This is a genomic window from Micromonospora sp. NPDC049102 (assembly GCF_043197485.1).
GTDB lineage: Bacteria > Actinomycetota > Actinomycetes > Mycobacteriales > Micromonosporaceae > Micromonospora.
Genome location: NZ_JBICTE010000033.1, coordinates 44,197 through 67,199 on the forward strand (window position 1 = coordinate 44,197; position 23,003 = coordinate 67,199).

Annotated in this window: 18 protein-coding genes; 5 read left to right on the forward strand and 13 right to left on the reverse strand. The window is 70.2% G+C overall.

The window, feature by feature from the left end; translation table 11 throughout:
- Nucleotides 1–602 (reverse strand): hypothetical protein (locus ACGFH9_RS25535; RefSeq protein ID WP_393223823.1); only part of this gene is annotated, 602 nt, incomplete at its 3' end.
- 128 nt (nucleotides 603–730) lie between these two features.
- Here ACGFH9_RS25535 and ACGFH9_RS25540 point away from each other — a divergent pair.
- Nucleotides 731–1,438, forward strand: coding sequence for a DNA-binding response regulator (locus ACGFH9_RS25540; RefSeq protein ID WP_393223826.1), 708 nt, complete (start codon nucleotides 731–733; stop codon nucleotides 1,436–1,438).
- 2 nt (nucleotides 1,439–1,440) lie between these two features.
- Here ACGFH9_RS25540 and ACGFH9_RS25545 read toward each other — a convergent pair whose 3' ends face one another.
- From ACGFH9_RS25545 to ACGFH9_RS25560, 4 genes are read right to left on the reverse strand one after another with little or no spacing between them, the layout of a single operon-like run.
- Nucleotides 1,441–2,817 (reverse strand): EsaB/YukD family protein, encoded by a 1,377-nt coding sequence (locus ACGFH9_RS25545; protein WP_393223829.1) that lies wholly within the window; start codon nucleotides 2,815–2,817, stop codon nucleotides 1,441–1,443.
- 26 nt (nucleotides 2,818–2,843) lie between these two features.
- Nucleotides 2,844–6,842 (reverse strand): type VII secretion protein EccCb, encoded by a 3,999-nt coding sequence (eccCb, locus tag ACGFH9_RS25550; RefSeq protein WP_393223832.1) that lies wholly within the window; start codon nucleotides 6,840–6,842, stop codon nucleotides 2,844–2,846.
- Nucleotides 6,843–6,848: 6 nt separating this feature from the next.
- Nucleotides 6,849–9,593, reverse strand: a complete 2,745-nt coding sequence (locus ACGFH9_RS25555) for a right-handed parallel beta-helix repeat-containing protein (protein ID WP_393223835.1) — start codon at nucleotides 9,591–9,593, stop codon at nucleotides 6,849–6,851.
- A complete protein-coding gene (locus ACGFH9_RS25560; RefSeq protein WP_393223838.1) occupies nucleotides 9,583–10,362 on the reverse strand; it encodes a hypothetical protein in 780 nt (259 codons plus the stop codon). Before ACGFH9_RS25560 ends, ACGFH9_RS25555 begins: the two co-directional genes overlap by 11 nt.
- Nucleotides 10,363–10,517: 155 nt before the next feature.
- Here ACGFH9_RS25560 and ACGFH9_RS25565 point away from each other — a divergent pair, with 155 nt between their 5' ends.
- The gene (locus ACGFH9_RS25565) at nucleotides 10,518–11,534 is read left to right on the forward strand and encodes a CE1758 family FMN-dependent luciferase-like monooxygenase (RefSeq protein ID WP_393223841.1); all 1,017 of its coding nucleotides are present in this window, start codon (nucleotides 10,518–10,520) and stop codon (nucleotides 11,532–11,534) included.
- Here ACGFH9_RS25565 and ACGFH9_RS25570 read toward each other — a convergent pair.
- Together ACGFH9_RS25570 and ACGFH9_RS25575 are read right to left on the reverse strand one after the other, a co-directional pair.
- On the reverse strand, nucleotides 11,531–12,199 hold the full coding sequence (locus tag ACGFH9_RS25570) for a hypothetical protein (protein WP_393223844.1): 669 nt from the start codon (nucleotides 12,197–12,199) through the stop codon (nucleotides 11,531–11,533). The two genes, ACGFH9_RS25565 and ACGFH9_RS25570, sit on opposite strands and share 4 nt — an antisense overlap.
- A 1,079-nt stretch (nucleotides 12,200–13,278) precedes the next feature.
- Nucleotides 13,279–13,509 carry a hypothetical protein gene (locus ACGFH9_RS25575; protein ID WP_393223848.1) on the reverse strand — a complete coding sequence of 77 codons (231 nt, stop codon included), beginning with the start codon at nucleotides 13,507–13,509 and terminating at the stop codon, nucleotides 13,279–13,281.
- A 165-nt stretch (nucleotides 13,510–13,674) separates the two neighbouring features.
- On the opposite strand from ACGFH9_RS25575, the gene ACGFH9_RS25580 reads away from it, so the two are divergent.
- Nucleotides 13,675–13,821: a hypothetical protein gene (locus tag ACGFH9_RS25580; RefSeq protein WP_393223850.1), complete on the forward strand. Its 147-nt coding sequence runs from the start codon at nucleotides 13,675–13,677 to the stop codon at nucleotides 13,819–13,821.
- Nucleotides 13,822–14,029: 208 nt separating this feature from the next.
- Here the strand turns inward: ACGFH9_RS25580 and ACGFH9_RS25585 are convergent, their stop codons facing one another.
- Together ACGFH9_RS25585 and ACGFH9_RS25590 are read right to left on the reverse strand one after the other, a co-directional pair.
- Complete coding sequence (locus ACGFH9_RS25585) at nucleotides 14,030–14,653, reverse strand: sigma-70 family RNA polymerase sigma factor (RefSeq protein ID WP_393223853.1); 624 nt, start codon at nucleotides 14,651–14,653, stop codon at nucleotides 14,030–14,032.
- A 120-nt stretch (nucleotides 14,654–14,773) separates the two neighbouring features.
- On the reverse strand, nucleotides 14,774–16,324 hold the full coding sequence (locus tag ACGFH9_RS25590; protein ID WP_393223856.1) for a S8 family serine peptidase: 1,551 nt from the start codon (nucleotides 16,322–16,324) through the stop codon (nucleotides 14,774–14,776).
- A gap of 307 nt (nucleotides 16,325–16,631) precedes the next feature.
- On the opposite strand from ACGFH9_RS25590, the gene ACGFH9_RS25595 reads away from it, so the two are divergent.
- Together ACGFH9_RS25595 and ACGFH9_RS25600 are read left to right on the forward strand one after the other, a co-directional pair.
- Nucleotides 16,632–18,254, forward strand: a complete 1,623-nt coding sequence (locus tag ACGFH9_RS25595; protein ID WP_393223859.1) for an RICIN domain-containing protein — start codon at nucleotides 16,632–16,634, stop codon at nucleotides 18,252–18,254.
- A 164-nt stretch (nucleotides 18,255–18,418) separates the two neighbouring features.
- Nucleotides 18,419–19,627, forward strand: coding sequence for an alcohol dehydrogenase catalytic domain-containing protein (locus tag ACGFH9_RS25600; protein WP_393223862.1), 1,209 nt, complete (start codon nucleotides 18,419–18,421; stop codon nucleotides 19,625–19,627).
- 64 nt (nucleotides 19,628–19,691) lie between these two features.
- Here the strand turns inward: ACGFH9_RS25600 and ACGFH9_RS25605 are convergent, their stop codons facing one another.
- The 4 genes from ACGFH9_RS25605 to ACGFH9_RS25620 form a co-directional block, all read right to left on the reverse strand.
- Nucleotides 19,692–20,687, reverse strand: a complete 996-nt coding sequence (locus ACGFH9_RS25605) for a hypothetical protein (protein ID WP_393223865.1) — start codon at nucleotides 20,685–20,687, stop codon at nucleotides 19,692–19,694.
- 69 nt (nucleotides 20,688–20,756) lie between these two features.
- A complete protein-coding gene (locus ACGFH9_RS25610; protein ID WP_355240605.1) occupies nucleotides 20,757–21,089 on the reverse strand; it encodes a putative quinol monooxygenase in 333 nt (110 codons plus the stop codon).
- 10 nt (nucleotides 21,090–21,099) lie between these two features.
- Nucleotides 21,100–21,651: a type 1 glutamine amidotransferase domain-containing protein gene (locus tag ACGFH9_RS25615; protein WP_355240602.1), complete on the reverse strand. Its 552-nt coding sequence runs from the start codon at nucleotides 21,649–21,651 to the stop codon at nucleotides 21,100–21,102.
- 52 nt (nucleotides 21,652–21,703) lie between these two features.
- Complete coding sequence (locus ACGFH9_RS25620; RefSeq protein WP_393223870.1) at nucleotides 21,704–22,918, reverse strand: alcohol dehydrogenase catalytic domain-containing protein; 1,215 nt, start codon at nucleotides 22,916–22,918, stop codon at nucleotides 21,704–21,706.
- Between the last annotated feature and the right edge of the window lie 85 nt (nucleotides 22,919–23,003).

Genomic DNA, 23,003 nt, shown 5'->3' on the forward strand with positions numbered 1-23,003 from the left:
TCCACCGCCACCTGCGACGTCAGATGATTCGAACCGTCATACAACACCCGCGAACCATCATCGAACGACCACGTACTGCCATCAGCCGCATACGCGATCGACGCGACACCCTTACCATCAGGCAACACCACATGCGTCGGACCATCATCGGTGAAAGCACTAAACACCGAGCCATCCACCGCCACCTGCGACGTCAGATGATTCGAACCGTCATACAACACCCGCGAACCATCATCGAACGACCACGTACTGCCATCAGCCGCATACGCAATCGACGCGACACCCTTACCATCAGGCAACACCACATGCGTCGGACCATCATCGGTAAAGGCACTAAACACCGAGCCATCCACCGCCACCTGCGACGTCAGATGATTCGAACCGTCATACAACACCCGCGAACCATCATCGAACGACCACGTACTGCCATCAGCCGCATACGCGATCGACGCGACACCCTTACCATCAGGCAACACCACATGCGTCGGACCATCATCGGTGAAAGCACTGAACACCGTGCCGTCCGGCAACTCCTGCGACGAGACGTGACCGTCATCGTCGTACGAGACAACCGATCCGTCAGAGAGCTTCTCGGTCAGCACTCGGCCTCCTGGTCGGGGCGTCGGATGGCAGTCTCCACCGAGGCTAGGAGCGGGCATGGGAGCGCCGGAAATCCTCCGTTCAGGGACGTGCGTGAGATCTCCGGGGAAATCCGACCGTCCGTGAACCGGTGCCGCAGGCGACACGTTCTAGGAGCCGTTCACCCCGGTCCGCCCGGGTTGAGGCCCTGGAGGTACTCGTGTATTCAGTTGCGATCGTCGCTGCACAGCCCATCGCACGCGCCGGCATCGAGAAGCTGACCTCGGACGACCCGGGACTGCGGGTGGCGGCGGCAGTTGGTTCCCTGCGAGACCTGTACAACCGCGGCGGGTCGTACGACGTCGTCGCGCTCGACCTGCCGCAGGTCACCGCTTCCACGCTTGACGACGTGGCCAAGCTGACGTCGATCGGGGCGCCGCTGGTGAGTTCGGTGTGGGAGGGCTCCCCGTCGCTGCTGGCGACGATCCGCGCGGGGGCGCGCGGTTGCATCAGCCGGCAGGCGGAGCAGCGTGACGTGCGCGAGGCTATTCGGGTGACCGCTCAGCAGGGTTTCTACCTGTGCCCGCGCATGATCGGTCAGTTTCAGATGGAGCTGAACAGCCGCGGCGACGAGGACCGCAGCGGGCTGGCGCCACGGGAGGTGGAGACGCTGCGGTGGATCGCCTCGGGCTTCACCCACGCGCAGATCGCCACCCGGATGGGCCTGTCGCAGGCCACCGTCAACACCTACGCGAAGCGTATCCGCGCCAAGTTGAACGTGAGCAACAAGGCCGAGCTGACCCGGATGGCCATCGAGATGGGCCACCTGTCCCGTACCCGCCGCAACCCCGCCGCCTGACCTCAGAACAGTGCGCGGCCGACCGCGACCAGGTGCTCGAACACGCCCAGCACGCCCAGCGTCAGCGGCGCGATGGCGAGCCCGGTGACGACGCCGACGGCCTCGGCCCGGCTGCGTTTGCGCGGTGCCTGCACCGTGGCCTCGTCGGTCTGATCGTCCTTCGGGGGAATCAGGTAGGCCATCGCCACACCGACGCCGACGACGAGCAGGCCGGCGACGAGCAGCAGGGCCGCGACGAGTACGTCGGCGGCGCCGGCCCGGCTCACACCCACGATCAGCGCGAACAGCCCGATGAGACCCGCACCGGCGGCGGCGAGCAGTTCACTGGTGACGGCGGCCTGCCGGGCGCGGGCGAGCAGGGCCGCGCTGATGACGATCGCCGTGGCGACGGAGAACCCTTCGCCGGAGACCGCGAGCGGGGGCAGGGCGAGAGCCAGGGCGACGGTCGGCCCGGCCACGACGACGGCCAGGAAGCGGTTCGACTCGCGTACGAGGTGGGTGGTGGCTTCGGCAGCCGCGGTGCGCCCACGGGGGCGGCGTACTCCCCAGGACGTCAGCATCGCCGACGTGCGGCGCGAACCCGCGAGCATGGCCACGGCCACGGCGGCGACGAGGGCCATGGCCTGGTTCCGGTCGGCCTCCAGGCCGAGGAGGAGCAGCGCGACGACGGCCGCCACGAACAACTGGACCTCGACGGCGGCGACGACCACGCTGGGTACGAGCGCCAGTCCCATGAGCGCGGCGAGGTTCGCGCCGGCGATGGCACCGATCCAGCGGTAGTCCGGGCCGCCCAGGCCGCCTCCGACGAGCAGGCCGGCGACGGTCAGGCACGGCAGGGTGCCGAGCACCACGAGGTGGACGAACGCCTCGGGCATGGTGCTGGGCTTCTGTTGCAGGCCCCAGGCGACTCCGAGAAGCGCCAGCGCGACCAGGACCAGGACGATGACCGTGACGGACGGGACGCGCAGTCCGCTTGCCCGACCGACGAGGACCGCTGCGGCGGCGAGCCACGCGAGGCCGAAGGCGAGCACCACCGGGCCTCCACCCGCCCGGGTGCGGCGCTGGGCGGCCGACTCGTCGGCGACGACCTCGTCGATGTCCATGACCACGGGCGCCTCGCCGGGTTCCCGGGTGACGTCACGTAGGTAGAGCACCTGACCGTCGACCACGTCAAGGTCCTGGAGGCTGGCGTCGAGCGGGTACGCCTGCCCATCGACACCGGCCAACGACCAGGCGGCCGGCATCACGTCCGGCTCGGCCTGCCCGCACAGCTCTGCCAGCTGTGGCGCGTACTCGCCGATGGGAGCGGTGGACGGCACGGCGATGTCGACCCGGCGCAGTTGTCCCACGACCGTGATGCGGCTCTGCTCGTTCGCCATTGAAGACGCCTTTCGGGTACGGGTTGTCAGACGCTCGTGGCGACCTGGATGAGCCGGCGGGGACGTCCCCGCTCGACCAGGACGCCTCGGCCGGGTGGACGCTGGGCGGCACGTTCGTCGCCGAGCACCACCCCTTCGCGGTGGTCACCGGAGAGGATCAGTCCGCCGGTGCCCATGTCGCGGATGCGGGCGCCGAGCGGATCGCCCATGGTGCGGGACATGCCGGCGACCCGTCGGGCCAGCACGACGTGCAGGCCGACCTCGCGAGCCTGCGGTATGTACGCGGCCAGCGGGTTGAGCGGCCCGGACGTGCCGGTGAGCAGGTCGTAGTCGTCGGCGACGACGTACAGCTCGGTGCCCTCCCACCAGTCGCGGGCCTTCAGTTGGGCCTGGCTGATGCCCGGCGGGGGTACGCGTTCCTTGAGCTTCTCGACGACCTGCTGCACGTAGACCTGCGCGGTGGTGGCGTCGCCCGCGTACGCGCCGAGGTAGTCCTCGGGTACGACGTCGAGCAGGGTGTGCCGGTAGTCGAAGAGGACGACCCGCATGTCGTACGGGGAGGAGCGCTCGGTGAGACCGGTGAGCCATGTCTTGAGCACTGTGCTCTTGCCGGATCCGGCGTCGCCGTACACCAGGAAGTGGGGGTTGTCCCCCAGGAGGTCGAGGGTGACGGTTCCCAGGTCGTCCTCTGCGAGACCGATGGGGACGGCGGCGCTGGCGGGGTCGGTGGCCAGCTCACGCACCTCCACCCGGTGGGGGAGCAGCTTGACCGGGGGCGCGACCCGGCCGGTCCATCCTGCGGTGATCTTTGCGATCGTCTCCTCCTGGGCCTCGCGCAGGCCCTCGGCGGTGTCCTGCCCGTCGAGGCGGGGTAGCACGATCTGGAAGTACGCGCCGGGGGCACTGAGACCGCGACCGGCCGTCCCGGACGGCACGCGGGCGGCCATCCGCCGGTTGACCTCGGACTCGGTGGGGTCGTTGAGTCGCAGCTCGATGCGGGTGCCGATGCTGTCGCGCAGGGCCGGCCGGATGTCGTTCCAGCGGCCGGTGGTGAGCACGACGTGCACGCCGGCGCCGAGGCCGCGTGCGGCGATCTCGGTGACGATCTGCTCGGCTCCCTCGAACTCGGCGCGCAGGGCGCCCCAGTTGTCGATGAGCAGGAAGATGTCGGCCCCGCGTACTCCGGCGGGCAGTCCGCCGGCGGCGCGGCGTTCCCGGAAGTCCCCGATCGAGTCGACGCCCAACTCGCGCAGTAGGCGCTCCCGTTCGACGATCAGTGCCCGCATCTCGGCGAGGGTGCGGCTCACCAGTTCGAGGTCGGTACGTCCGGCGACCGAACCGACGTGCGGCGCCGCCGCGAACGGATGCAGCGTGCCGCCACCGAAGTCGATGCAGTAGAACTGGGCCTCGGCCGGGGTATGGGTGAGCATCGTCGACATCATGATCGTGCGCAGCAGGGTGCTGCGGCCGGTACGCGGTGCGCCGACGGCGGCGAGATGACCGTGCGCCCCGCCGAAGTCCATGAGCAACGTTTCGTGTTCCTGCTTGAGCGGCAGGTCGAGCAGGCCCAACGCGACGGAGAGTTGACCGGTCAGCGGCCACATGCGCGCGCTGTACCCCCGGTCCGGCTGGTCGGTGGGGCGGCCGATGAGGTGGTCGAGCGCGAGCGCGGGCGGCAGCGGCGGCAGCCACACCTGGTGGGCGGGCGCGGTCAGTGAGCTGAGCCGCTCGACGATGATCTGCAACTCGGTGGGGCCGCTGCGGTTGGTCGCCTGGTTCTCGTCGGGCTCCCGCTCGATGACCTCGGACGCCGTGCGAATCCCGAACGGCGCGAGCGTCGGACCACGACCGGCAGCCGCATCCCGCTCCTCGGGGCTGACGAACGGCGAGGAGACATGGGCAACCCGCAGCCGCTGGTAGATCGACTCGTCGACCTTCAGGTAGGCGGAGCCCGGGATCGGCGGCAGCTTGTACGCGTCCGGCGTCCCGATCACCGTCCGCGACTCGGCCGCGCTGAAGGTACGCAGGCAGATCCGGTACGACAGGTGCGAGTCGAGCCCGCGCAGCCGCCCCTCCTCCAGTCGCTGGGTGGCCAGCAGCAGGTGCATGCCGAGTGACCGGCCGACCCGCCCGATCTGGACGAACAGTTCGGTGAAGTCGGGCCGCCCGGCGAGCAGTTCACCGAACTCGTCCACGACGATGAGCAGGTAGGGCAGCGGCTCCAGGGGCCGACCCTGCGGGTCGGTGACGCCGCTGGCACGGCGCATCTGGTACTCGCGGATGGTGTCGACGTTGCCCGCGTCGCGCAGCATGCGTTGACGTCGCTGCTGCTCGCCCATGAGCGCGGCGAACACCCGGTCGATCATCGCGGCGTCGTCGGCCAGGTTGGTGATCAGCCCGGCGACGTGTGGCAGTCCGACCAGCGGGGCGAACGCGGCGCCGCCCTTGAAGTCGACGAGTACGAAGCTCAGCAGCTCCGGCGAGTGGGTCAACGCAAGGCCCATGGTCAGGGTGCGCAGCAGCTCGCTCTTACCGGAACCGGTCGCGCCCACGATGAGGCCGTGTGGACCGGACCCGCCCTGCGCCGACTCCTTGATGTCGAGTACGACGGTCCGACCGTCGCCGTCGGTGCCGATCGGCGCCCGCAGCATCCGGGGGTCTCCCGGGGCGACCCACCGACCGGTCAGGTCCGCGCTCACCGGGTCTGCGCCGAGCACCATCTCGGTCAGCGACCTGGTCCGGGTCAACACCTGCTCGCGCTCGTCGGACAGCCGCAGCGGAGCCAGCGCTCGGGCGATCAGCTCGGCGAACTCGGGGGTCACCGCGTCCGGCACGCAGTCGACCGCGGGCGTGGTTACCAGTTCGGTACGGCCCTCGACGGCCAGGTGACCGTTGTCGTCGACGCGTACCCGCAGGTCGACGCGACCGGGCTCGTCGGCGTCCCGGTCCGCCAGGAAGATCAGCGTGACGCCGGTCTCCGGCCCGGCCGCCAGCAGCAGCGCGTTCATCAGCTCCGAGCGTCCCCACTCGGAGACGGGTGCGAATCCGGTGAACACCACGATGAGCCGGCGCTGCCGAGGCGCGCTGCCGCGCTCGCCGGCCAGTTGGGACCTGCGGGCGGTCTGGGCCTCGATCCGCTGGGCCAGTTCCTGGGTGAGGTACGGACCCAGCAGCTCGGGGTCGGGGGCGATCAGCGACACGGTGCCCGCCTCACCGCGGGTCTTCGGCTCGAACGTGTGCGGCAGCCACTTGGCCCAGTTCCAGCGGGGAGCGCCGAACGTCTCGACGGCGATGGTGACGTCGTCGGGAGCGTGCAGCACTGCCACCTGGCAGAGCAGAGCACGCAACAGTGGTTCGGTGCGGGCGGCGCCACCGACGAGGCTGATCACCCCGGCGTTGCCGACATCCACCACCATCGGCTGGCGTTCCACCCGCCCCATCTGGTCGATCAGGGTGCGCGCCGCCTGCGCCGACTCCCAGTCGTAGTCGGCCAGCGGGTCCATCTTGGCGTCCATCTGCAAGGGCGTGGCGAGCCGCACCGAACCGCAGCCGAGCCGCGTACGCAGGAAGTCGTCATCCTGCTGGCGGCGCTCCCAGATTCGCTGTCGGGTGGTGGCGATCGACCAGAGCCGGGCCGGCTCAGGATTGCCGAACGCCGCCACCGTGCGCTGGACGGCGGCCACCTGCCGGGCGCGGTCCCGGGACAGTTTGAGGTGGCCCCGGTAGCGCAGCCGCTGGCGCCGGGTGGTCTTGCCGGCCACGCTGCGCTGCTGCATCCGCATGGCGACGACCGCGCCGACGGACGTCACGAAGAAGAGCACGCCGATGATGATCAGCGCGGGTCGCCCGAACGTGACCATGTACGCGGCCATGCCGACGCTGGACAGCAGCGGCAGGACGAGGCTCCACGCCGTGTTCGACGGGTTCTCGGTGGGCGGCTCGGGCGGGGTGGGCAGTACGACGGTGTCGTTCGGCAGTTCGGGTTGCAGGACCCGCGCCGGGCGGTGGAAGGCGAGTTTGGTCACCCGAGGTCACTCCCGGAAGTCGACGTCGATGCCGGCAAGGTCGTCCGCCTCCAGCGTGCTGAGGTGTTCGTCGGTCGGGTTGATCAGCTCGAACACCCGGGCGGCGTGTTGCTCGGTCATCTGCTGGAACACCTTGCGCGCGAACCGCCCGTTGCCGAAGCCCTCACCCCGCCCGGTGGCCCCGAAGAAGGACCGTAGCGCCGACTGGGCGGCCGGAGACAGTCGGTAGTCGTGCTCCCCGGCCTGCGCCTCGACGATCTCGACCAGTTCGTCGGAGGTGTAGTCGTCGAACGTCAACGTCCGCGAGAACCGCGACGACAGGCCCGGGTTGGCGGCGATGAAGTGCCGCATCTGGTCGGGGTAGCCGGCCACGATGACCACCACCTCGGCGCGGTGGTCCTCCATGAGCTTGACCAGCGTCGAGATCGCCTCCTGGCCGAAGTCGGAACCCTGGCCCTCGGGCACCAGCGCGTACGCCTCGTCGATGAAGAGCACGCCACCGAACGCGCGCCGGAAGGCAGCCTCCGTCTTGGGCGCGGTGTGCCCGACGTACTCGCCCACCAGTTGGCCGCGGTCGACCTCGACCAGGTGCCCGCTGGCGAGCATGCCCATGGCCGCCAGTAGTTGGCCGTAGAGGCGGGCGACGGTGGTCTTTCCGGTGCCCGGGTTGCCGGCGAAGATCAGGTGGCGGGACATCGGTGGCGGCGACAGCCCGGCGGCGCGTCGCCGCTGGACCATCTGCATCAGCTTGACCATGGTCTTGACGTCCTTCTTGACGCCGGTGAGACCGACCAGGGCGCCGAGTTGCGCGAGCAGGGCGTCGAGGTCCGCCTCCGATGCAACCGGATTGACCTTCCCGACGGACCTGCGCTGACCGCCTGCCGCCAGCGCCGGCACGGTCAGGGCGGAACGCTCCGCCGGGGTGGATCCCCAGGTGGCGCTGCCGACGTCGGTACTCCAACACTCCTGGAAGGTCGCCTGGCCGCCGTCGGCCTGGCTGACGTCCTCGTCGGCGTCGTGCACGTGGCAGCGCAGCAGTGTCGGGTCGGCGCCGCTGCCCACGTACACGGACGGGTAGGCGGTGTGCGACACCTCGGCGTCGATGACGAGACCGTGCGCGTCCGGCCCGAAGTAGAGACCGTTCTTCTTGCAGTGGCTCAACCGCAGGTCACGGATAACGGGTGCCGCCTCGGCCCAAACGGCAAGCCCACTGCCGCCGACCTCGGTGATCTCGCAGCCCTCCAGCACCGCGCGGGACTCCTCGCCGAGGAACACACCGGCCGCACCGCAACCCTCCACCCTGGTCCGGATCAGCGTCGGCGCGCAGCCCGCCGCCACCTCGATGCCGGTCTGCACGGCCGCGCTGATTCGACAGTCCTCCACCAACGGACGGTGCGGGGTGTCGAGGTGTACGCCTATCGTGCCGCCGGTGACTGTCACGTCGCGCAGAACGGCGTCGGCCGTGCCGTCGACGTGCACCCCATGGTGCTCGGCACCCTCGACGACTCCGCCCCGCACGTGCAGCAGAACCCGCTCACCGGCCCGGACGCCGATCTCCGGCGTACCCGCCACCACGCAGTCGACGAACGTGGCCTCGGTCGCGCCGACCAGGTGAACCGCAGTGAGCGCACTGCGGCGGATCTCGCAGTCCCGCAGCAGGACCCGACCACCCGCCGCGTAGATGCCGTTCGCGCCCGAGTCGGTGAGAGCGCCGGAGAAGCCGCGTACCTCGGCCTCGTCGCGGACCGCGAGCGCGGTCTGCCCGTTGTGTGCCACGCGGACGTCGTGCAGCGCGAGCCGGCTCTGCCCGGTCGCGAGGATCCCCGCCGACCCGGCCCGCTCCACGTCGGTGTCGTCGACGCGGACCTCGGGAGAACCCTCCAGGAGCAGTCCCGCCGCCTCGGTGCGGCTGATCCGGCACCGCTGGAGGGTGACTCCACCGTTCCCGGGATCACCCACCTGCGCGCCGGCCAGCATGCCGGGCTTGACCGTCGGCCACCAGGCCGCGTCGAAGGGCGCGCTGCCGGTCACCCGCACACCGTCGGCCGCGATGTCCTGTACCACGCAGTCGGTCAGGCGGGCCGTGGCCTGCTCGGTGATCGCGACGCCGACCGCGCCGATCCGGCCGAGCTGACACCGATCGAGTACGGCCGTGGCGGTGCCGCCGACGACCAGTCCGGCCCCGGTGATCGAGTCGAAATGCACGCCCACCAGTTCGCCGCGCGCCGACCCGGTCAGCACGACACCGTTCCCGTCGATGCGGTCCACCCGCACGTCGACGGCACCGAGCCGCGCGCCGTCCGTCGCCGTCACGCCCGTACCGGTGACGTCCTGCACCGCGCACTGCCGCAGCAGCGCCGCCGCTCCACCGGAAACCTCGACGGTCCCGCCGCTGACGATGGCCGCCTCCAGGGTCAGCGAGCCGCCGGTCACGCTGACCGCGACCTGGCCCCCACGGGTGCCGGAGACAGTCAGTCCGCGTACGGTCGCCGCGCCCCCACGGACGACGAGCGCCGGACCCTCGGCGGCGGTCAGCTCGGCGGCGCCCTCCTCCTCGACGAGGAGGGTGACCGGGCGGTCCAGGACGACCTGTTCGCGGTAGACGCCCGGCGCCACCACGATGACGGTGTCCTCCCGGGCGGCACGTACCGCCGCCCCGATGGTGCGGTGCCGGCCCCAACCCCTGGTGGACACGCGTTCCACCCGGCCCGTCGCCGAGATCGGCGCGAGGGTTTCGGTATCAGGTCTCACAGGCCACCTTCATCTGGGCGAGCGCGATCCGGCTGCCCTTGGCCCCAGCGCTACCGGCGAGGTCGAGAGCGACAGCGATCTTGTTCTGGTGCACCGGGAACGTGCCGGCCGGTGCCCAGGTGCCGGCGTGTGCCTTCTGGTCGAAGGTGAAGTTGGCGTACGGGGTTCCGCCCTGCCCCGGCGTCATCGCGTACCGGACCCGGTTGGCGGGGTTGTAGTCCCCCTCGGGTACGTAGACCGAGACGGCGCAGGTGTTCATGCCCTTCGGCGGCGCGAACCACCACGTGACCGACTCGACGCCGGCTTTCGTCTGCTTCGTCGCCGGAGGCGGCACCGTCGCGTACGTACCGTGGCAGTTGTCGCCGTTCCACCCACCGGTGCCGACGGTCCGCCACTGCGCGGTACGTCCGGCCGCCTCGAATCCGTGATCCGGCGCTGCGACGCAGTCCCAGCCGGCCACCATGCTCCAGGTGGTGGGCGCACCCGAGGCGAGCACTCCGTTGGGTGGGGCGGCCTGGGCCGGAGGTTTCTTCTCCAGCGGCTTGACCAGACTCCAGAAGATGCCGACCACCAGGGCGCCCACACACACCAGGGCGGACACCGTCACGAGAGTTGGCCAGCGCACGGTGAGTCGCTCACTGGTCGGGCGATCACCGGCGTGCTCCACGTAGGCGCGGACGAACTCCCGACGCCAACTGATCGCGGCTGCGGGCCCCGAACCCTGCGGCTCTGGCATCACCACTGTGGGGGCGCGGGACGGCTCAGCCACGGTCACCTCCAAGATTCCCGTTCACCAGACGGGTGGCCGACCGTCCCGGTTCACGAGTTCGTCGTGAATTTGCGAGTGACCACGCCCGGCGGGTGAACCGGGTGGTCCAGAAGCCCGTTCTGTAGGGGTCGTCGGCGCGGTCACCGGGAGGTCGGATGCAGTTCGGTGTGTACAGCGTGGGTGACCTCACGCCGGAACCAGCGCAGGGGCGGACGGTCAGTGAGCACGAGCGGCTGCGAGCCGTCGCCGTCATCGCCGAGCACGCCGAGGCAGCCGGATTCGACGTCTTCGCCGTCGGCGAGCACCACACCGGCGCGTACGTGACCTCGTCACCGGTGGCGCTGCTCGGATACGTGGCGGCCCGGACATCGCGGCTGCTGCTGTCCACGGCCACCACTCTGATCACCACGAACGATCCCGTACGGCTGGCCGAGGACTACGCGACGTTGCAGCACCTCTGCGCCGGTCGGCTCGACGTGATGCTCGGCCGGGGCGCCTCCCGCTCGGCCTATCCACTGTTCGGCCAGGAGATCCGCGACTCACACGCCCTCGCGGCAGAGAACTACGCCCTGCTGCACCAGCTCTGGCGTACCGAGGACGTGCACTGGTCCGGCACCTTCCGGACGCCGCTGCACGGTCACACCACGCTGCCGCGTCCGCTCGACGGCACCCCGCCGTACGTCTGGCACGCGGCGGTCACCAGCGAGGAGACCGCCGAGCAGGCCGCCCGGTACGGCGACGGCTTCTTCGCCAACCACATCTTCTGGCCGACGGAGCACACCCGTCGGCTCGTCGCGTACTACCGGGAGCGGAGCGCCGTACACGGTAAGGGCCCCGCAGTGGTCGGACTCGGCGGCCAGGTCTTCGTCCGTCCCCGCTCGCAGGACGCGGTCGACGAGTTCCGCCCCTACTTCGACAGGTCACCCGTCTACGGCGGGGGTCCGTCACTGGAGGAGTACACCGCGACGACCCCGCTCATCGTGGGCAGCCCCCAGCAGATCATCGACCGGGTGCTCGGCTTTCGTGAGTACGCCGGTGACTACCAGCGTCAACTGTTCCTCATCGATCACGCGGGGCTGCCCCTGCGGGTCGTCCGGGAGCAGCTCGACATCCTCGGCGAGGAGGTGCTACCCGTCCTGCGGCGTGAGGCACCCGCGCTGACCTGGACCTAGTCGGTTTGCGGTGGAACATCCGCGGTGACGACCGCGCCGCCGCCGGCCCGGGCCACGGTGAACGACGCCACCGACCTCAGCGGCACCGCCAGGTGACCGCTGACGTTCTGCGTCGTGTCGTCGGCCTCCCAGCTCAGTACGCGCCAGACATGGCCGTCCGACGTGGCCGCCATCAGGCGATAGCCGGTGCCCTTGGCGAGCCCGTCGACGGCGGCCCGGACGTCCACGCCGTCACCCTGCCCGGTGGCCACCACGGACAGCGAAGCGCCCGTCGCCGAGTCGGCCGCCACGGCGGTCACGGTCACCGCGAGCGGCGGCGTGACCCGACCGACGTGCTGCACCAGGGCTCCGATGGCCAGGCCGGCCACCGCCAGCGCGGTCGTGAGCAGCAGACCGGCGCGCACCACCGCACCGCGTCGACGCCGCCTCGGGGCACCCGGCCGATCCGCGAGGGCCTCCCCGCCGGGACGGCTGCGGTCGTTGCGTACCACCGCCGGAGCGGTGGAGACGGCCGCGACAGCCGGTCCTTGGCTGCGCAGCGGTCCGGCTTTCCCGGGGCCGGGCTCCTCCCGACCCGCCGACCGGGTCGGAGGCGGGCGTTCGGCGGTGGGGAGGATCGGCTCGGAGGAGAGCGCCTCGGACGGCCGCCGGGTCGATCCGGGCATGACCGACAGACGCGCGGCCGGCCCGGGCGCGACGCGAGGCACCGGTTCCGGTGCCGGCACCTCCCGGACCGGCAAAGCCGGAACCGGCGCTGGCGCGGTCGGGCCCGGGGCTGGCGCGGTCGGGCCCGGGGCTGGCGCGGTCGGACCCGGGGCTGGCGCGGTCGGACCCGGGGCTGGCGCGGTCGGACCCGGGGCTGGCGCGGTCGGACCCGGGGCTGGCGCGGTCGGACCCGGGGCCGACACGGCCGGGACCGGCGCGGACACAGTGGGGACCGGCGCGTCCGGAGCACCACCGGGGGCGGACGCTGGCGCAGCCGCATCTGGCACAGCAAGGGCTGGCACTACAGGGGCTGACACAGCAGGGGACGGCACGGCCGAGGCTGACGCGCCCGAGGCATCGGGGGCGGGCGCAGCCGCAAACGGTACGGCCTGGGCCGAAGTGGCGGCCGGGGCGACCGGCGACGCGGACGGCGACGCGGACGGCGGCCGAGCGGCCGGAGGGGCCACCGGTGGGGCGGCTGCCGACGACGATGTGGTGTTTCTCGGCGCGGGCGGTGACGTGGCGAGCGGGCGTGCGACCAGTGGCTGGGTGACCGGTGGCGGCTCCACCGGAGCGGGCGGCTGCGGCTCAGACGGGCGGCTGTCGGACCTGGCGGCTCCGGAGCCGGCGACCGCAGGCCCGTCGCCCGGGGACTCGGCGGCCAAGGACGCGGCGGCTTCGGGGCTGGCAGCTCTGGACCTGGCGACCTTGGATGCCACGGGCCCGGCCCGGTCCCGGAGTCGACGCCGCAGACCCGGTGTGGGCTCCGGCTCCGGTTGGTGCGCGAGGAACTCGACGAACCGGGCCGGGGGTGGGCCGGTGCGGTTCAGCGCCCCGAAGCTGTCGAGCAGTTCCTCCCGATCCTTCTCCGGCAGCAGTGCCAGCACCGCGATCGTCTCGATCACGGCCTCGGCGGCGTCCCGGCAGTCGGCACAGTCGTCGAGGTGCGCCGTCACCAGCGTTCCCTCCACGCGGTCGAGCACGTCGAGGTAGTACGGGGTGAGCAGTTCGGTGACGTGTGGGTTGCCAGCTCCGCCGCTCATCGTTCACCCGGCCGGGTGGACGGGTCGACATCCTCGTCGCTGGCAACTGCCTCATCAGGCTCGTCTAGCAGGGCCAGCGCCGCGACCGTCTCGACGATCTCGTCGGCATGGGCCTGGCAGCACGCGCACACCTGGAGGTGGCGGTGGATCAGATCACTCCGACCAGGGTCGAGCGCACCCAGGTAGTGGAGGACGAGCTGCTCCTCCTCGATGTGAGCGCCCCGCACGCTCTCCGCCCCTCTTCTCCGCCCAGCTTCCCGTCTCAGGACCCGAGCAGCCGCCGCCTCTGATCCTGCTGCGTCGTCAGCCTGCCCGACCGGTTGACCGGATTCCGGTTCCGGGTGGGGTTCCTGCCGGACGGGACCTGGTCTGCCCCGTCGATCTTTAGGACCATGCCAGAGTTCCGGTTGGCGATCCAGACCGTGCCGCCGCTGACGTCCCTGCGGCTCCACTGCCGGTCCGGGCGCGCGGCGGCCGGTCGCGGCGGGGCACCCTCGGCGGGCGAGGTTCTCAGCCCGTCGTACGCGTCGGTGACGTAGCCGGGCCGCGGGGAAGCGCTCTTCCACACCTTGTCCTCGGAACTCACGGAGAGCCCGAAGGCACCCATTTCGGCACGTCCGCGTCTGGTCGCCAGGAGGCGGTGCCACACGCGCCGCAGCTTTGCACGCTTTTTCATGATCCACTCTTTGCGGCTAGAACGTCCGGAAGGAGACGGCGCTCACCAGACGGCGCGGCGACGGCGGCGGTTCACGGTTCGTCGGACATTCGTTCTTTCGTCGGAGGCCGGAACACGAATCCTCGGGCGATGAGCGCCTCACGGAGCGCCTTGAGCCCGTAGAAGCTCCGCGACTTCACGGTGCCCGGCGGGACGGCCAGCAGTTCGGCGACTTCGGCCACGGACCGTTCCTGGAAGTACACCTCGACGAGCGTGACCCGCAGCCGCTCCGGAAGTGAGTTGAGGGCCGCGCGCACCTCCTGCGCGTCGATCATTCGCTCGAAAGCGTCGCCCGCCCCCGCGTGCGTGTCGATGAACTCGTCGGAACGCTCGTCGGGGCGCACGTTCGCGGCGCGAAGCTGGTCGATGAAGATGCGCTTGGCCACGGTGAGGAGCCAACCCCGACTCCAGCGCCCGTCCGCGTTGCGGGCACCCGGGTGCCGCCACGCTCTGAGCAGCACCTCCTGGACGATGTCCTGGGCACGGTGGACGTCGCCGCGCGTCAGTCGGGTCAGGAAGCTGAGCAGCACCGGTCCGTGGACCTGCTCCAGGTGTCGCAGCGCTTCCTCGTCGCTCTCATCGGTCGCGGCCGCCGACTGGTACGGGACGATCGGGGCGGCCTCGGGTTCGTCCGGGCCACGAAGACCTGAGGACATATGTGGCACCCGGCCACCATGCCAGTGATCACCAGACGTGTCATGACGTTGCCGCGCACCGACGGACGTCCCCGAAAGGGGACGTCCGTCATGTCCCGAGGGGGACGTCCGACCCCTGGATCAGCCTCGTGCCGGGCTGGGTTCGGTGAAGGAATCCTCGTCCTGGGCACGGTCTTCACGCAGCAACCGCCGCACGCGCAGGACCAGCATCACCGCCGCGACGAGCGCCAGGAGGGTCACGACCACGAGCAGAGTGGTACGTCCATCGGTCATCCCACCGCCGCTCACCGGCATGCCGCCGACCTTGGCCTTGGTGACCTCCTCCGGGAGCCGTGTGGTCACCGACGCCGCCAGGTCGATCAGGCCGTAGCCGTACCGGGCGTCGGGCACCTTGCCGCTGCCCATCTTCTGCGCCGTCGCCTCGATCCGGTGGGCCACCTGCTGCGCCGTCAGATCCGGGTACGCGGCCCGTACCAGCGCCGCGGCACCGGCAACGAACGCCACCGCGTACTGGGTGCCCGAACGTGCCGACGAACCGGTGCCGGTGATGCCGAGCTCGGTGATGTTGACACCGGGCGCCACCACGTCGATACGGCCGAGGTGGTAGTCCGCCGCCCACTGCCCGTCCATGCCGATGCCGCCGACCCGCAGCAGGCCCGGGCTTGTCCTGGCGTCCTGCGCCACCACCACCGAGGACAACGGGGAGCACGCCACCACGACGACGTCCTTGCCCACCGCGCCGTTGACCGCTGCGATGACGCCGGGGTCGTTGGTGTCCACGTGTGCCCCGAGCGCGATCACCGTCGCGCCCGCCTCGGCGGCCGCCGTGATCGCCGACGCGCTGTCCTCGGGGCGGGCCTTGCCGGCGGCGTCGGTGATCCGGACGGGCATGACGGTGGCATCGGGAGCGATACCGCTCGACCCCCGGTCCTGGCTCACGATGAGCCCGGCCATCCCGGTGCCGGTGCCCAGGCAGTCGGTGTCGCCCCGACCCGACCCGGCGATGATGTCCATTCCCTCCGAGACGTGGCCGGCCAACTGCGGGAGGCTGCCGTCGACGCCGGAGTCGATCACGGCGACCAGTTGACCGTTGCCCTTGCTCGTGGGCCACGCCTGGTCGGGTGCGAGTCGAAGGGTGGCCCAGTTCGACTTGGAAGAGGACGTCGAGGCGGTCGCGCACTGGCCCGGCTTCGGTTTCGTACCCGGCTTGGTGGTCTTGCCGGGCTTCGTGGTCGAACCCGGCGGTGTCGTGCCCTTGCCGGGCTTCGTCGCGCCGGGGGACGGCGACGACTGCGGCCTCGGACCGGGCGACGGCACCGTCACGGGTGACTTGTCCCCGAGTGCTCCGTGCTGCACGCCGGCGCCGACCGCGTCCCACGGCAGGATCAGCATCCAACCGGGGTTGAGCTTCGCCGGATCGGTCAGGGCCTGGCCGTCGGGCTGCTTCCGGCCGGCGTTCAGATTGAAGATCTCCGACGATCGGGAGCCACTGCCCAGGAACCGGTCGGCGACCTCCGTCAGGTTCTCCGGCTTCCCGGCGTACGACGTTGTCACCGTGTAGTACTTGACGTCCTCGGCGGCGGACGCCGCCTGCGCGGTGAGGCCGAGCAGCGCCAGAACCATCGCGGTGACCAGGCTGACGCGTCCGGCCGAGCGGGTGTTGCAGGACATGTATTCACCTTCGTCGTCGCCCCGGACTTCTCCGCGCGGCCGCCCGACCGGCACGCCGGTCGGCCACGCCAGCCAGACGAGGTGGGTCATCCACCGGTTCACGATGTCGACGAACTTTCTTCGGCGACGAAGCGAAAGCGTGAACCGGCATCAGTGTCCGGCCGTTACCTCGTCGACCCGTACCACCGTGGCGTGAAGGTGTGTAGCAGTGACTCCGTTCAACCGAAGTCCTCGACCCAACCGATGGCAGTTGCCCCGACTTCGCCGCCGGCACGCGGCGATCGCCGGGTTAGGTGTCCTTACCCTCATGGCTGGTGTTCTGCCGATGGCGGGGGACGGTCCCGCAGCGGTGGCCGCGGAGGCGGTCGCCGGCGCGCCGGTGCCGCCCGCGCTGTCCGAGACGATCGTCGCGGCGTCCCTGTCGTGCCCGACGTTGAACCCGTCCCGCCTGTCCGCCCAGATCATGATGGCGTCGGGCTTCAACACGGGTGACAGCCGGGGCGTCGCCGGTCTCGACGACGACGACTGGAAGCTCTGGCGCCCGACGAAGACCGCGAACCGGGCCGACAGTGAGGCCAACATCTACGCCCTGGCCCACCACACCTGCGACACCGCCGGCCGACTGCGGGCCGCCGGGCTCACCGGCGACCTGTGGCCGCTGGCCATGGCCGCCGACACGAGCGGACTCGCGGCTGTCACCAGGGCCAAGGGCATCCCGGACGCCGCCCGCGTCTACGTCAACCGCCTTGAGGCGTACGCGCGCTGGTACGCCGACCAGCAGCCGTTCCGCATCGACGCCAAGGCCGCAGAGTCCTCGCCGTCGGCGGCGATCCCCGTGCCGGAGGCCTACGTCGCCGCGATCCGCAAGGCCGGCTCGGTGTGCCCGGCCGTCCCGCCACCACTGGTGGCGGCGCAGCTCATGGCGGCGTCGAAGTTCGACGCCAACCTGCGGTCGCCGGAGGGCAACCAGGGCATCGCCCAGTTCAGCCCGGAATTGTGGAGTCAGTACCGTGCCACGGCGTCCGCCTCGGTGTGGAACCCGAACGACGCCATTCCGGCGCTCGGCATGGCCATGTGCGACCTGGGCGCACAGCTGACCGACCTGAACGGCGCCGAGCCGTACCGGCTCGCTCTCGCCGCCTTCCAGTGGGGCGACATGGCGGTCCGCGCGGCCGGTGGGGTGCCCAGGGCGAACGTCCCCCAGCTCGCCGACATGACGCCGCGCTACGTCTCGGCGTACGAGAAGGACACCCGGCTGGGCGGCGGCCCGGCCAAGCCCGGCAGTTCGCCGACGCCCGCGAGCCCGAGCCCGAGCCCGAGCCCGGCGATGACGCCGACGCCGACGGGTGCCAGCCCCGGCGCCGTTCCCCCGGCCGGCGGTGGGTCCCAGGGCCAGGGCACGTCCACCACCTCACCCAGCCCGGCCGCCGGCAATCCGCAGGCCCCACCGGCGACCATCGCGGGGCTTCGGGTGGGTCAGAAGTACAAGCTGCTCAACGACCACACGAACTCGGTGGCCGAGCTGCCGGACCAGGACACCAACAAGAGTGTCGGCGCGCACGTCCAGCTCTGGCTGAAGAGGGACCAGGCTGATCAGTACTGGAAGGTGACGGCGGCCCCGGCGGCCGGTTACATCGTCTTCGTGAACACCTTCAGCGGTCACGCCCTGGGCCTCGAATCCGGCGGAACCTGGGACGGCGCGAAGGTCCTCCAGGTGAAGCTGAACCCGGCCGACCCCACGCAGCAGTGGTACCTGCAGGATGCCGGCGGCGGCAAGTGGTTCATCCGCAACCACGCGACCGGCAAGACGCTGGACATCCTCGGCGACGACCTGGGACCGGTGTCGGACGGCACCTGGAACGGCAAGTGGGTCGAGCAGTGGGACATCGTCCCCGGCCAGCGCGACCAGCTGTGGAGTTTCATCCAGTGACGACGCGGTGCGGCCCCGGGCTGGTGCGCCCGGGGCCGCACCGTCACACTCCTCTCGGCACGTCCACCGCGAAGGACGCACGTTCTGCGCAAAGGCGATAAAAACGCACATGCTGGGTAATAGCCTCATATCGGATTATTGGTAACACCGAGAGAGGCAGATGCATGAAGGCCGTCGTATTTCACGCCGTGGGTGACATCCGCCTCGAGGATGTCCCGGAGCCGACCCTGCAGGCCCCTACCGACGCGATCGTGCGCCTGACCGGCTCCGCCATCTGCGGAACGGACCTGCACTTCGTGCGCGGCACTTTCACCGGGTTCGACGAGGGTCAGATCCTCGGTCACGAAGGTGTGGGCGTCGTCGAGAGCGTCGGCTCGGACGTCAAGAACATCAAGGTCGGCCAACGCGTTGTCATCCCGTCCACGGTTGGCTGCGGCGAGTGCAAGTTCTGCCGACGTGAGTTGTACGCCCAGTGCGACCGGGCCAACCCTGGCGGCAAGCTGGCGGGCAGCGTCTTCTACGGAGGGCCGGTGGCGACCGGAAATCTTCCCGGTCTGCAGGCCGAGAAGGCTCGGGTCCTCTACGCCGATGTCAACCTCGTACCGATTCCGGATGGAATCACCGACGACCAGGCCGTCATCGTCAGTGACATCTTGACCACCGCCTGGTTCGGCACCGAACTTGCCGAGGTCGAGGAGGGCGACGATGTCCTGATCTTCGGCTGCGGACCGGTGGGGCAGCTCGCCATCGCGTCGGCAAAACTCAAGGGAGCGCGGGTCATCGCGGTTGACCGCCTGACCGAGCGGCTCCAAGCCGCGAAGCGGCAGGGCGCGGACACCATCAACTTCGACGAGGAGAAGGTGGTCGACGCGGTGCTTCGGCTGACCGACGGCGACGGCGCGGCCAAGGTCATCGATCTCGTCGGTATCGACGCCCAGCACCCGCAGCAGGGGCCGGGCGTCCCCGGGAAGGACGAAGCGGCCGCCATCGCCCAGGTTCGGAAGTCGGCCACACCAGACGCCATCCGGAGCGGCGACCACTGGGTCGCCGGCGACAACCCCGCCCAGGTGTTGGAGTGGGCCGTGGAGTGCGCCGCGAAGGTGGGAACCATCGCGATCGTGGGCGTCTACCCTCCGACGATCAGCTCCTACCCCATTGGCACGGCGATCAACAAGAACCTGACCATCCGAATGGGCATCTGCAACCACCGCCGCTACGTGCAGGTGATCTTCGATCACATCCTGGCCGGCCGGCTCGACCCCACGAAGATCGTCACGCAGGACGAGCCCATCGCCGACATTATCGAGGCGTACGAGGCCTTCGACCACCGCCGTAAGGGCTGGCTGAAGGTCGAAGTTCAGCCACAGGGCTGACGGTCGCCACACAACCGCCCGCACCTGCCGCGACGGGTGCGGGCGGACTACACTGCGGGCACCGTCACTTCCAGCGCGGACCGTTGCGCACCAAGCGGGCGCTGAGCAGGACGAGTCCGAGCAGGCCGACCAGCCACACCGCCTCGACGAGCAGGGGTCGTACGCCGATCGCCTCGGGGAAGTACGACGTGGTCTGCAGCAGCGCGACGACACACCCGTTCGGGTGGATGTCGCTGATGGTGCGGTACGGCTGCGGGAGCAGGGCGGTCGCCACGGCACCGCCCGACGCCGCGTTGCCGATCGCGATGAAGATCAACCAGGTCGGCACCACCGCCCATCGGCCGATGAGGATCACCATCAGCGTGCCGAAGAGACCGGTGACGGCGATCTGGGCGGCCAGTGTGCCCCACAGGGCCGGCAGGGACGCGGGAAGCGCCCCGAGAACCGGGCCCACGATGACCGCCAGCGCCAGTCCGCCGATAACGGCGAGTCCGGCGATGATGGAGAGCCAGGTCCGCAGCGGTAGTCGGCCGACGTTCATCCGCAGTTGCAGGGCGGTGAGGAAGCCGAGCAGGGTGGCGGCGATCATCGCGTAGAAGGCGGCAAGGCCGGAGCGGTCGGTGTCGGGCAGTGGCCGGACGTCGGTGACGACCAGTTTCCGTCCGCCCTGCTCGTCCAGCTTCAGAGCGGCGTTGCGCAGCATCTGAGCGAGGGAGTTGCCGGCGGCGCTGGCGACGAGGAGCCGAGACCTACCCGGCTCGGCGATCAGGGCCGCGTAGACCTTCTGCTGCTCGATGGCGTGTTCGGCCGCTTCGGCGGTTGGGTAGCTGCGATATTCGAGCGCGCCACGCATGCTCGACTTCAGCTGTTGGGCGATCGCTCCGTCGCTCGTCTCGCCACCGACGAGCGCCGCGGCGATGCGCTGCGGCGGCGGACGGTCCAGTGCCAGGGTGTACGAGGCCACGAACGTCATGGCCAGCACGATGCCGACGACCACGACGGTCAGCACCGTGCGGAGTTCCCCGGGTTTGTGCTCCCCGCCAGCCGTGTTCCTGGTCAAGAGTCCCCCTCGTGTCGGCGTGACCGTCGACGGCGGGGCGGGAGCCGATCTGGCCCCCGCCCCGGTTCGCTAGCTGTTGGCAGGTACGGCGAGGTCCGGGAACGGTGTCCAGCCGTCCTGCGCGATGGTCGCCCGGACGGTCTGCACCGTCTCGACCAGTCGTGGCGGCAGATCCCGCTGAGCCTGCCGGAAGTGGTCCGATCGCAGATGCGCGTTCACCGCCGCCTCGTCCCGGTAGGACTCGATCAGGATGTACTCGTTCGGGTCGTCGACGCTGCGCGACCAGTCGAACCACAGACACCCGGTCTCGGCACGGGTCGCGCGGGTGAGGTCGGCGACCGTCTCCGGCCACTGCTGCGCGTCCTCGGGCCGTACCCGGAACCTCGCGGTGATGATGAGCATGCAGTGCCCCTCAGCGCGCTCGTGCCGCGAACAGTTCGATCACCTTCGGGTTGAAGGCCGGAATGTCGTCGGGCTTCCGGCTCGTCACCAGGTTGTCGTCGACGACGACCTCCTGGTCGACCCAGGTCGCGCCGGCGTTGACCATGTCGGTACGCAGTGACGGCCAGGACGTCATCGTCCGGCCCCGCGCGACGTCGGCCTCGGCCAGCAGCCAGAGGGCGTGGCAGATCGCGGCGACCGGTTTGCCGGCGTCGAAGAAGTCCCGCACGAACTGGACGGCCGTCGGGTTCGTCCGCATCGTGTCCGGATTGCCGACGCCGCCGGGCAGCACCAGCGCCGCGTAGTCCGCCGCCGAGACCTCACCGACCTGCTTGTCCACCGGGAAGGTGTCGCCCTTGTCGTAGTGGTTGAAGAGCTGGATCGTGCCACCCTTGTTGGAGATCAGTTCCAGGTCCGCGCCGGCCGCCTTGAGTGCGTTCCACGGCTCGACCAGCTCGGGAGTCTCCACCATGTCGGTGGCGAGAACCGCGATCCTGACCCCGCTCAGTGCCTTGTCCGTCATTTTCCGTCCCGTCCTTGGGCTCGTGTTGGTTGTCGTTGTGTGGAAAAGCCGGTCAGGGTCGCAATGCGACCTTGAGCCATCCCGGGCTGCGGAGATCGAACTCCCGGTACGCGCTGAGCGCGTCCGTCACCGGCTCGTGCTGCGTCACCACCGTCGCCGGGTCGATGCGGCCCGACTCGACCATCGCCAACAGCTTCGGGATGTAGCGCGGGTGGTTGCCGTTACCGGCCTGCACGGTGAGGTTGCGGCCCAGCACGGTGCCGATCGGGAAGTAGCGGTCGTTCGCCGGGTAGACGCCCACGATTCCGAGGGTGCCCATCTTGGCGAGGCTCTCGACAGCCCAGGTCTGTGCCTGGGTGGGGGCGTCGCCCGGCTTCCACCGGCCGTCGGTCACGTCCTGGTTGGCGTCGGGGGAGATCTCCCGCTGCTCGTTGCGGTTCTGCTCGGCGGCCGCGCGCGTACCCTCGGCGGCGGGCCCGGCCTTGGCGCTCTCCGCGTCCACTCCGACAGCGTCCACCGCGCAGTCGGCGCCGATGCCCCCGGTCAGCTCCATGACGGCCTGCACCGGGTCCACCTCGTTGAAGTTGACCACCTCGGCGCCGTGGAGTCTCGCCTTCTCCAGACGGTCGGCGTGCCCGTCGATCGCGATGACCCGCGACGCGCCGCGCTGGAACGCCGACACCACGGCGAACTGACCGACCGGACCGCAGCCCCACACCGTGGCGATATTTCCGTCCCGCACGTTCGCGAGAACCGCGCCGAAGTAGCCGGTCGGGTAGATGTCGGACAGGGTGATCGCCTGATCGTCCGTGACGGTGTCCGGCAGTCGGAAAAGATTGGTGTGGGCGAACGGAACCCGCGCGTACTCGGCCTGCAGACCGTTGAAAGGACCCTGGGGCTTTGGCGACCCGAAGGATGCCGTGCCGGATCGCGGGCCGTAGGGGTTGATGTCGTCGCATTGCGCGAAGTAGCCGCGCCGACAGTAGGAGCAGGAGCCACAACCAAGTACCGCCGAGATGAGTACGCGATCACCCGGCTTGAAGCTGCGGACCTGCGAGCCGACCTCCTCGACCACGCCGACGCCCTCATGACCGAGGATGCGGCCCTGCTCCATCTCGGACATCGTGCCGCGGATGAAGTGCAGGTCGGTACCGCAGATCGCCGCCGTCGTCACTCGTACAATGGCGTCGGTCGGCTGTTCAATTTTCGGCTCGGGGACATCGTCTACCCTGATGTCGCCCGTGCCGTGATAAACGACTGCCTTCATCAATACCTCCCACTCACGTCTGCCAGGCGTTCAGCGAAAGCGCAGATACCCCTCGGGGGAGGATTGAAACAATAGAGTAAGCGAC

What these genes read in the sequence shown, in the direction of transcription:
- ACGFH9_RS25585 (WP_393223853.1), bottom strand. Translation starts at nt 14,653, where the DNA reads ATGTCCTCAGGTCTTCGTGGCCCGGACGAACCCGAGGCCGCCCCGATC.
- ACGFH9_RS25600 (WP_393223862.1), top strand. Translation starts at nt 18,419, where the DNA reads ATGAAGGCCGTCGTATTTCACGCCGTGGGTGACATCCGCCTCGAGGAT.
- ACGFH9_RS25580 (WP_393223850.1), top strand. Translation starts at nt 13,675, where the DNA reads ATGCCAGAGTTCCGGTTGGCGATCCAGACCGTGCCGCCGCTGACGTCC.
- ACGFH9_RS25610 (WP_355240605.1), bottom strand. Translation starts at nt 21,089, where the DNA reads ATGCTCATCATCACCGCGAGGTTCCGGGTACGGCCCGAGGACGCGCAG.
- ACGFH9_RS25545 (WP_393223829.1), bottom strand. Translation starts at nt 2,817, where the DNA reads ATGGCGAACGAGCAGAGCCGCATCACGGTCGTGGGACAACTGCGCCGG.
- ACGFH9_RS25615 (WP_355240602.1), bottom strand. Translation starts at nt 21,651, where the DNA reads ATGACGGACAAGGCACTGAGCGGGGTCAGGATCGCGGTTCTCGCCACC.
- ACGFH9_RS25620 (WP_393223870.1), bottom strand. Translation starts at nt 22,918, where the DNA reads ATGAAGGCAGTCGTTTATCACGGCACGGGCGACATCAGGGTAGACGAT.
- ACGFH9_RS25590 (WP_393223856.1), bottom strand. Translation starts at nt 16,324, where the DNA reads ATGTCCTGCAACACCCGCTCGGCCGGACGCGTCAGCCTGGTCACCGCG.
- ACGFH9_RS25570 (WP_393223844.1), bottom strand. Translation starts at nt 12,199, where the DNA reads ATGCCCGGATCGACCCGGCGGCCGTCCGAGGCGCTCTCCTCCGAGCCG.
- ACGFH9_RS25565 (WP_393223841.1), top strand. Translation starts at nt 10,518, where the DNA reads ATGCAGTTCGGTGTGTACAGCGTGGGTGACCTCACGCCGGAACCAGCG.
- ACGFH9_RS25595 (WP_393223859.1), top strand. Translation starts at nt 16,632, where the DNA reads ATGGCTGGTGTTCTGCCGATGGCGGGGGACGGTCCCGCAGCGGTGGCC.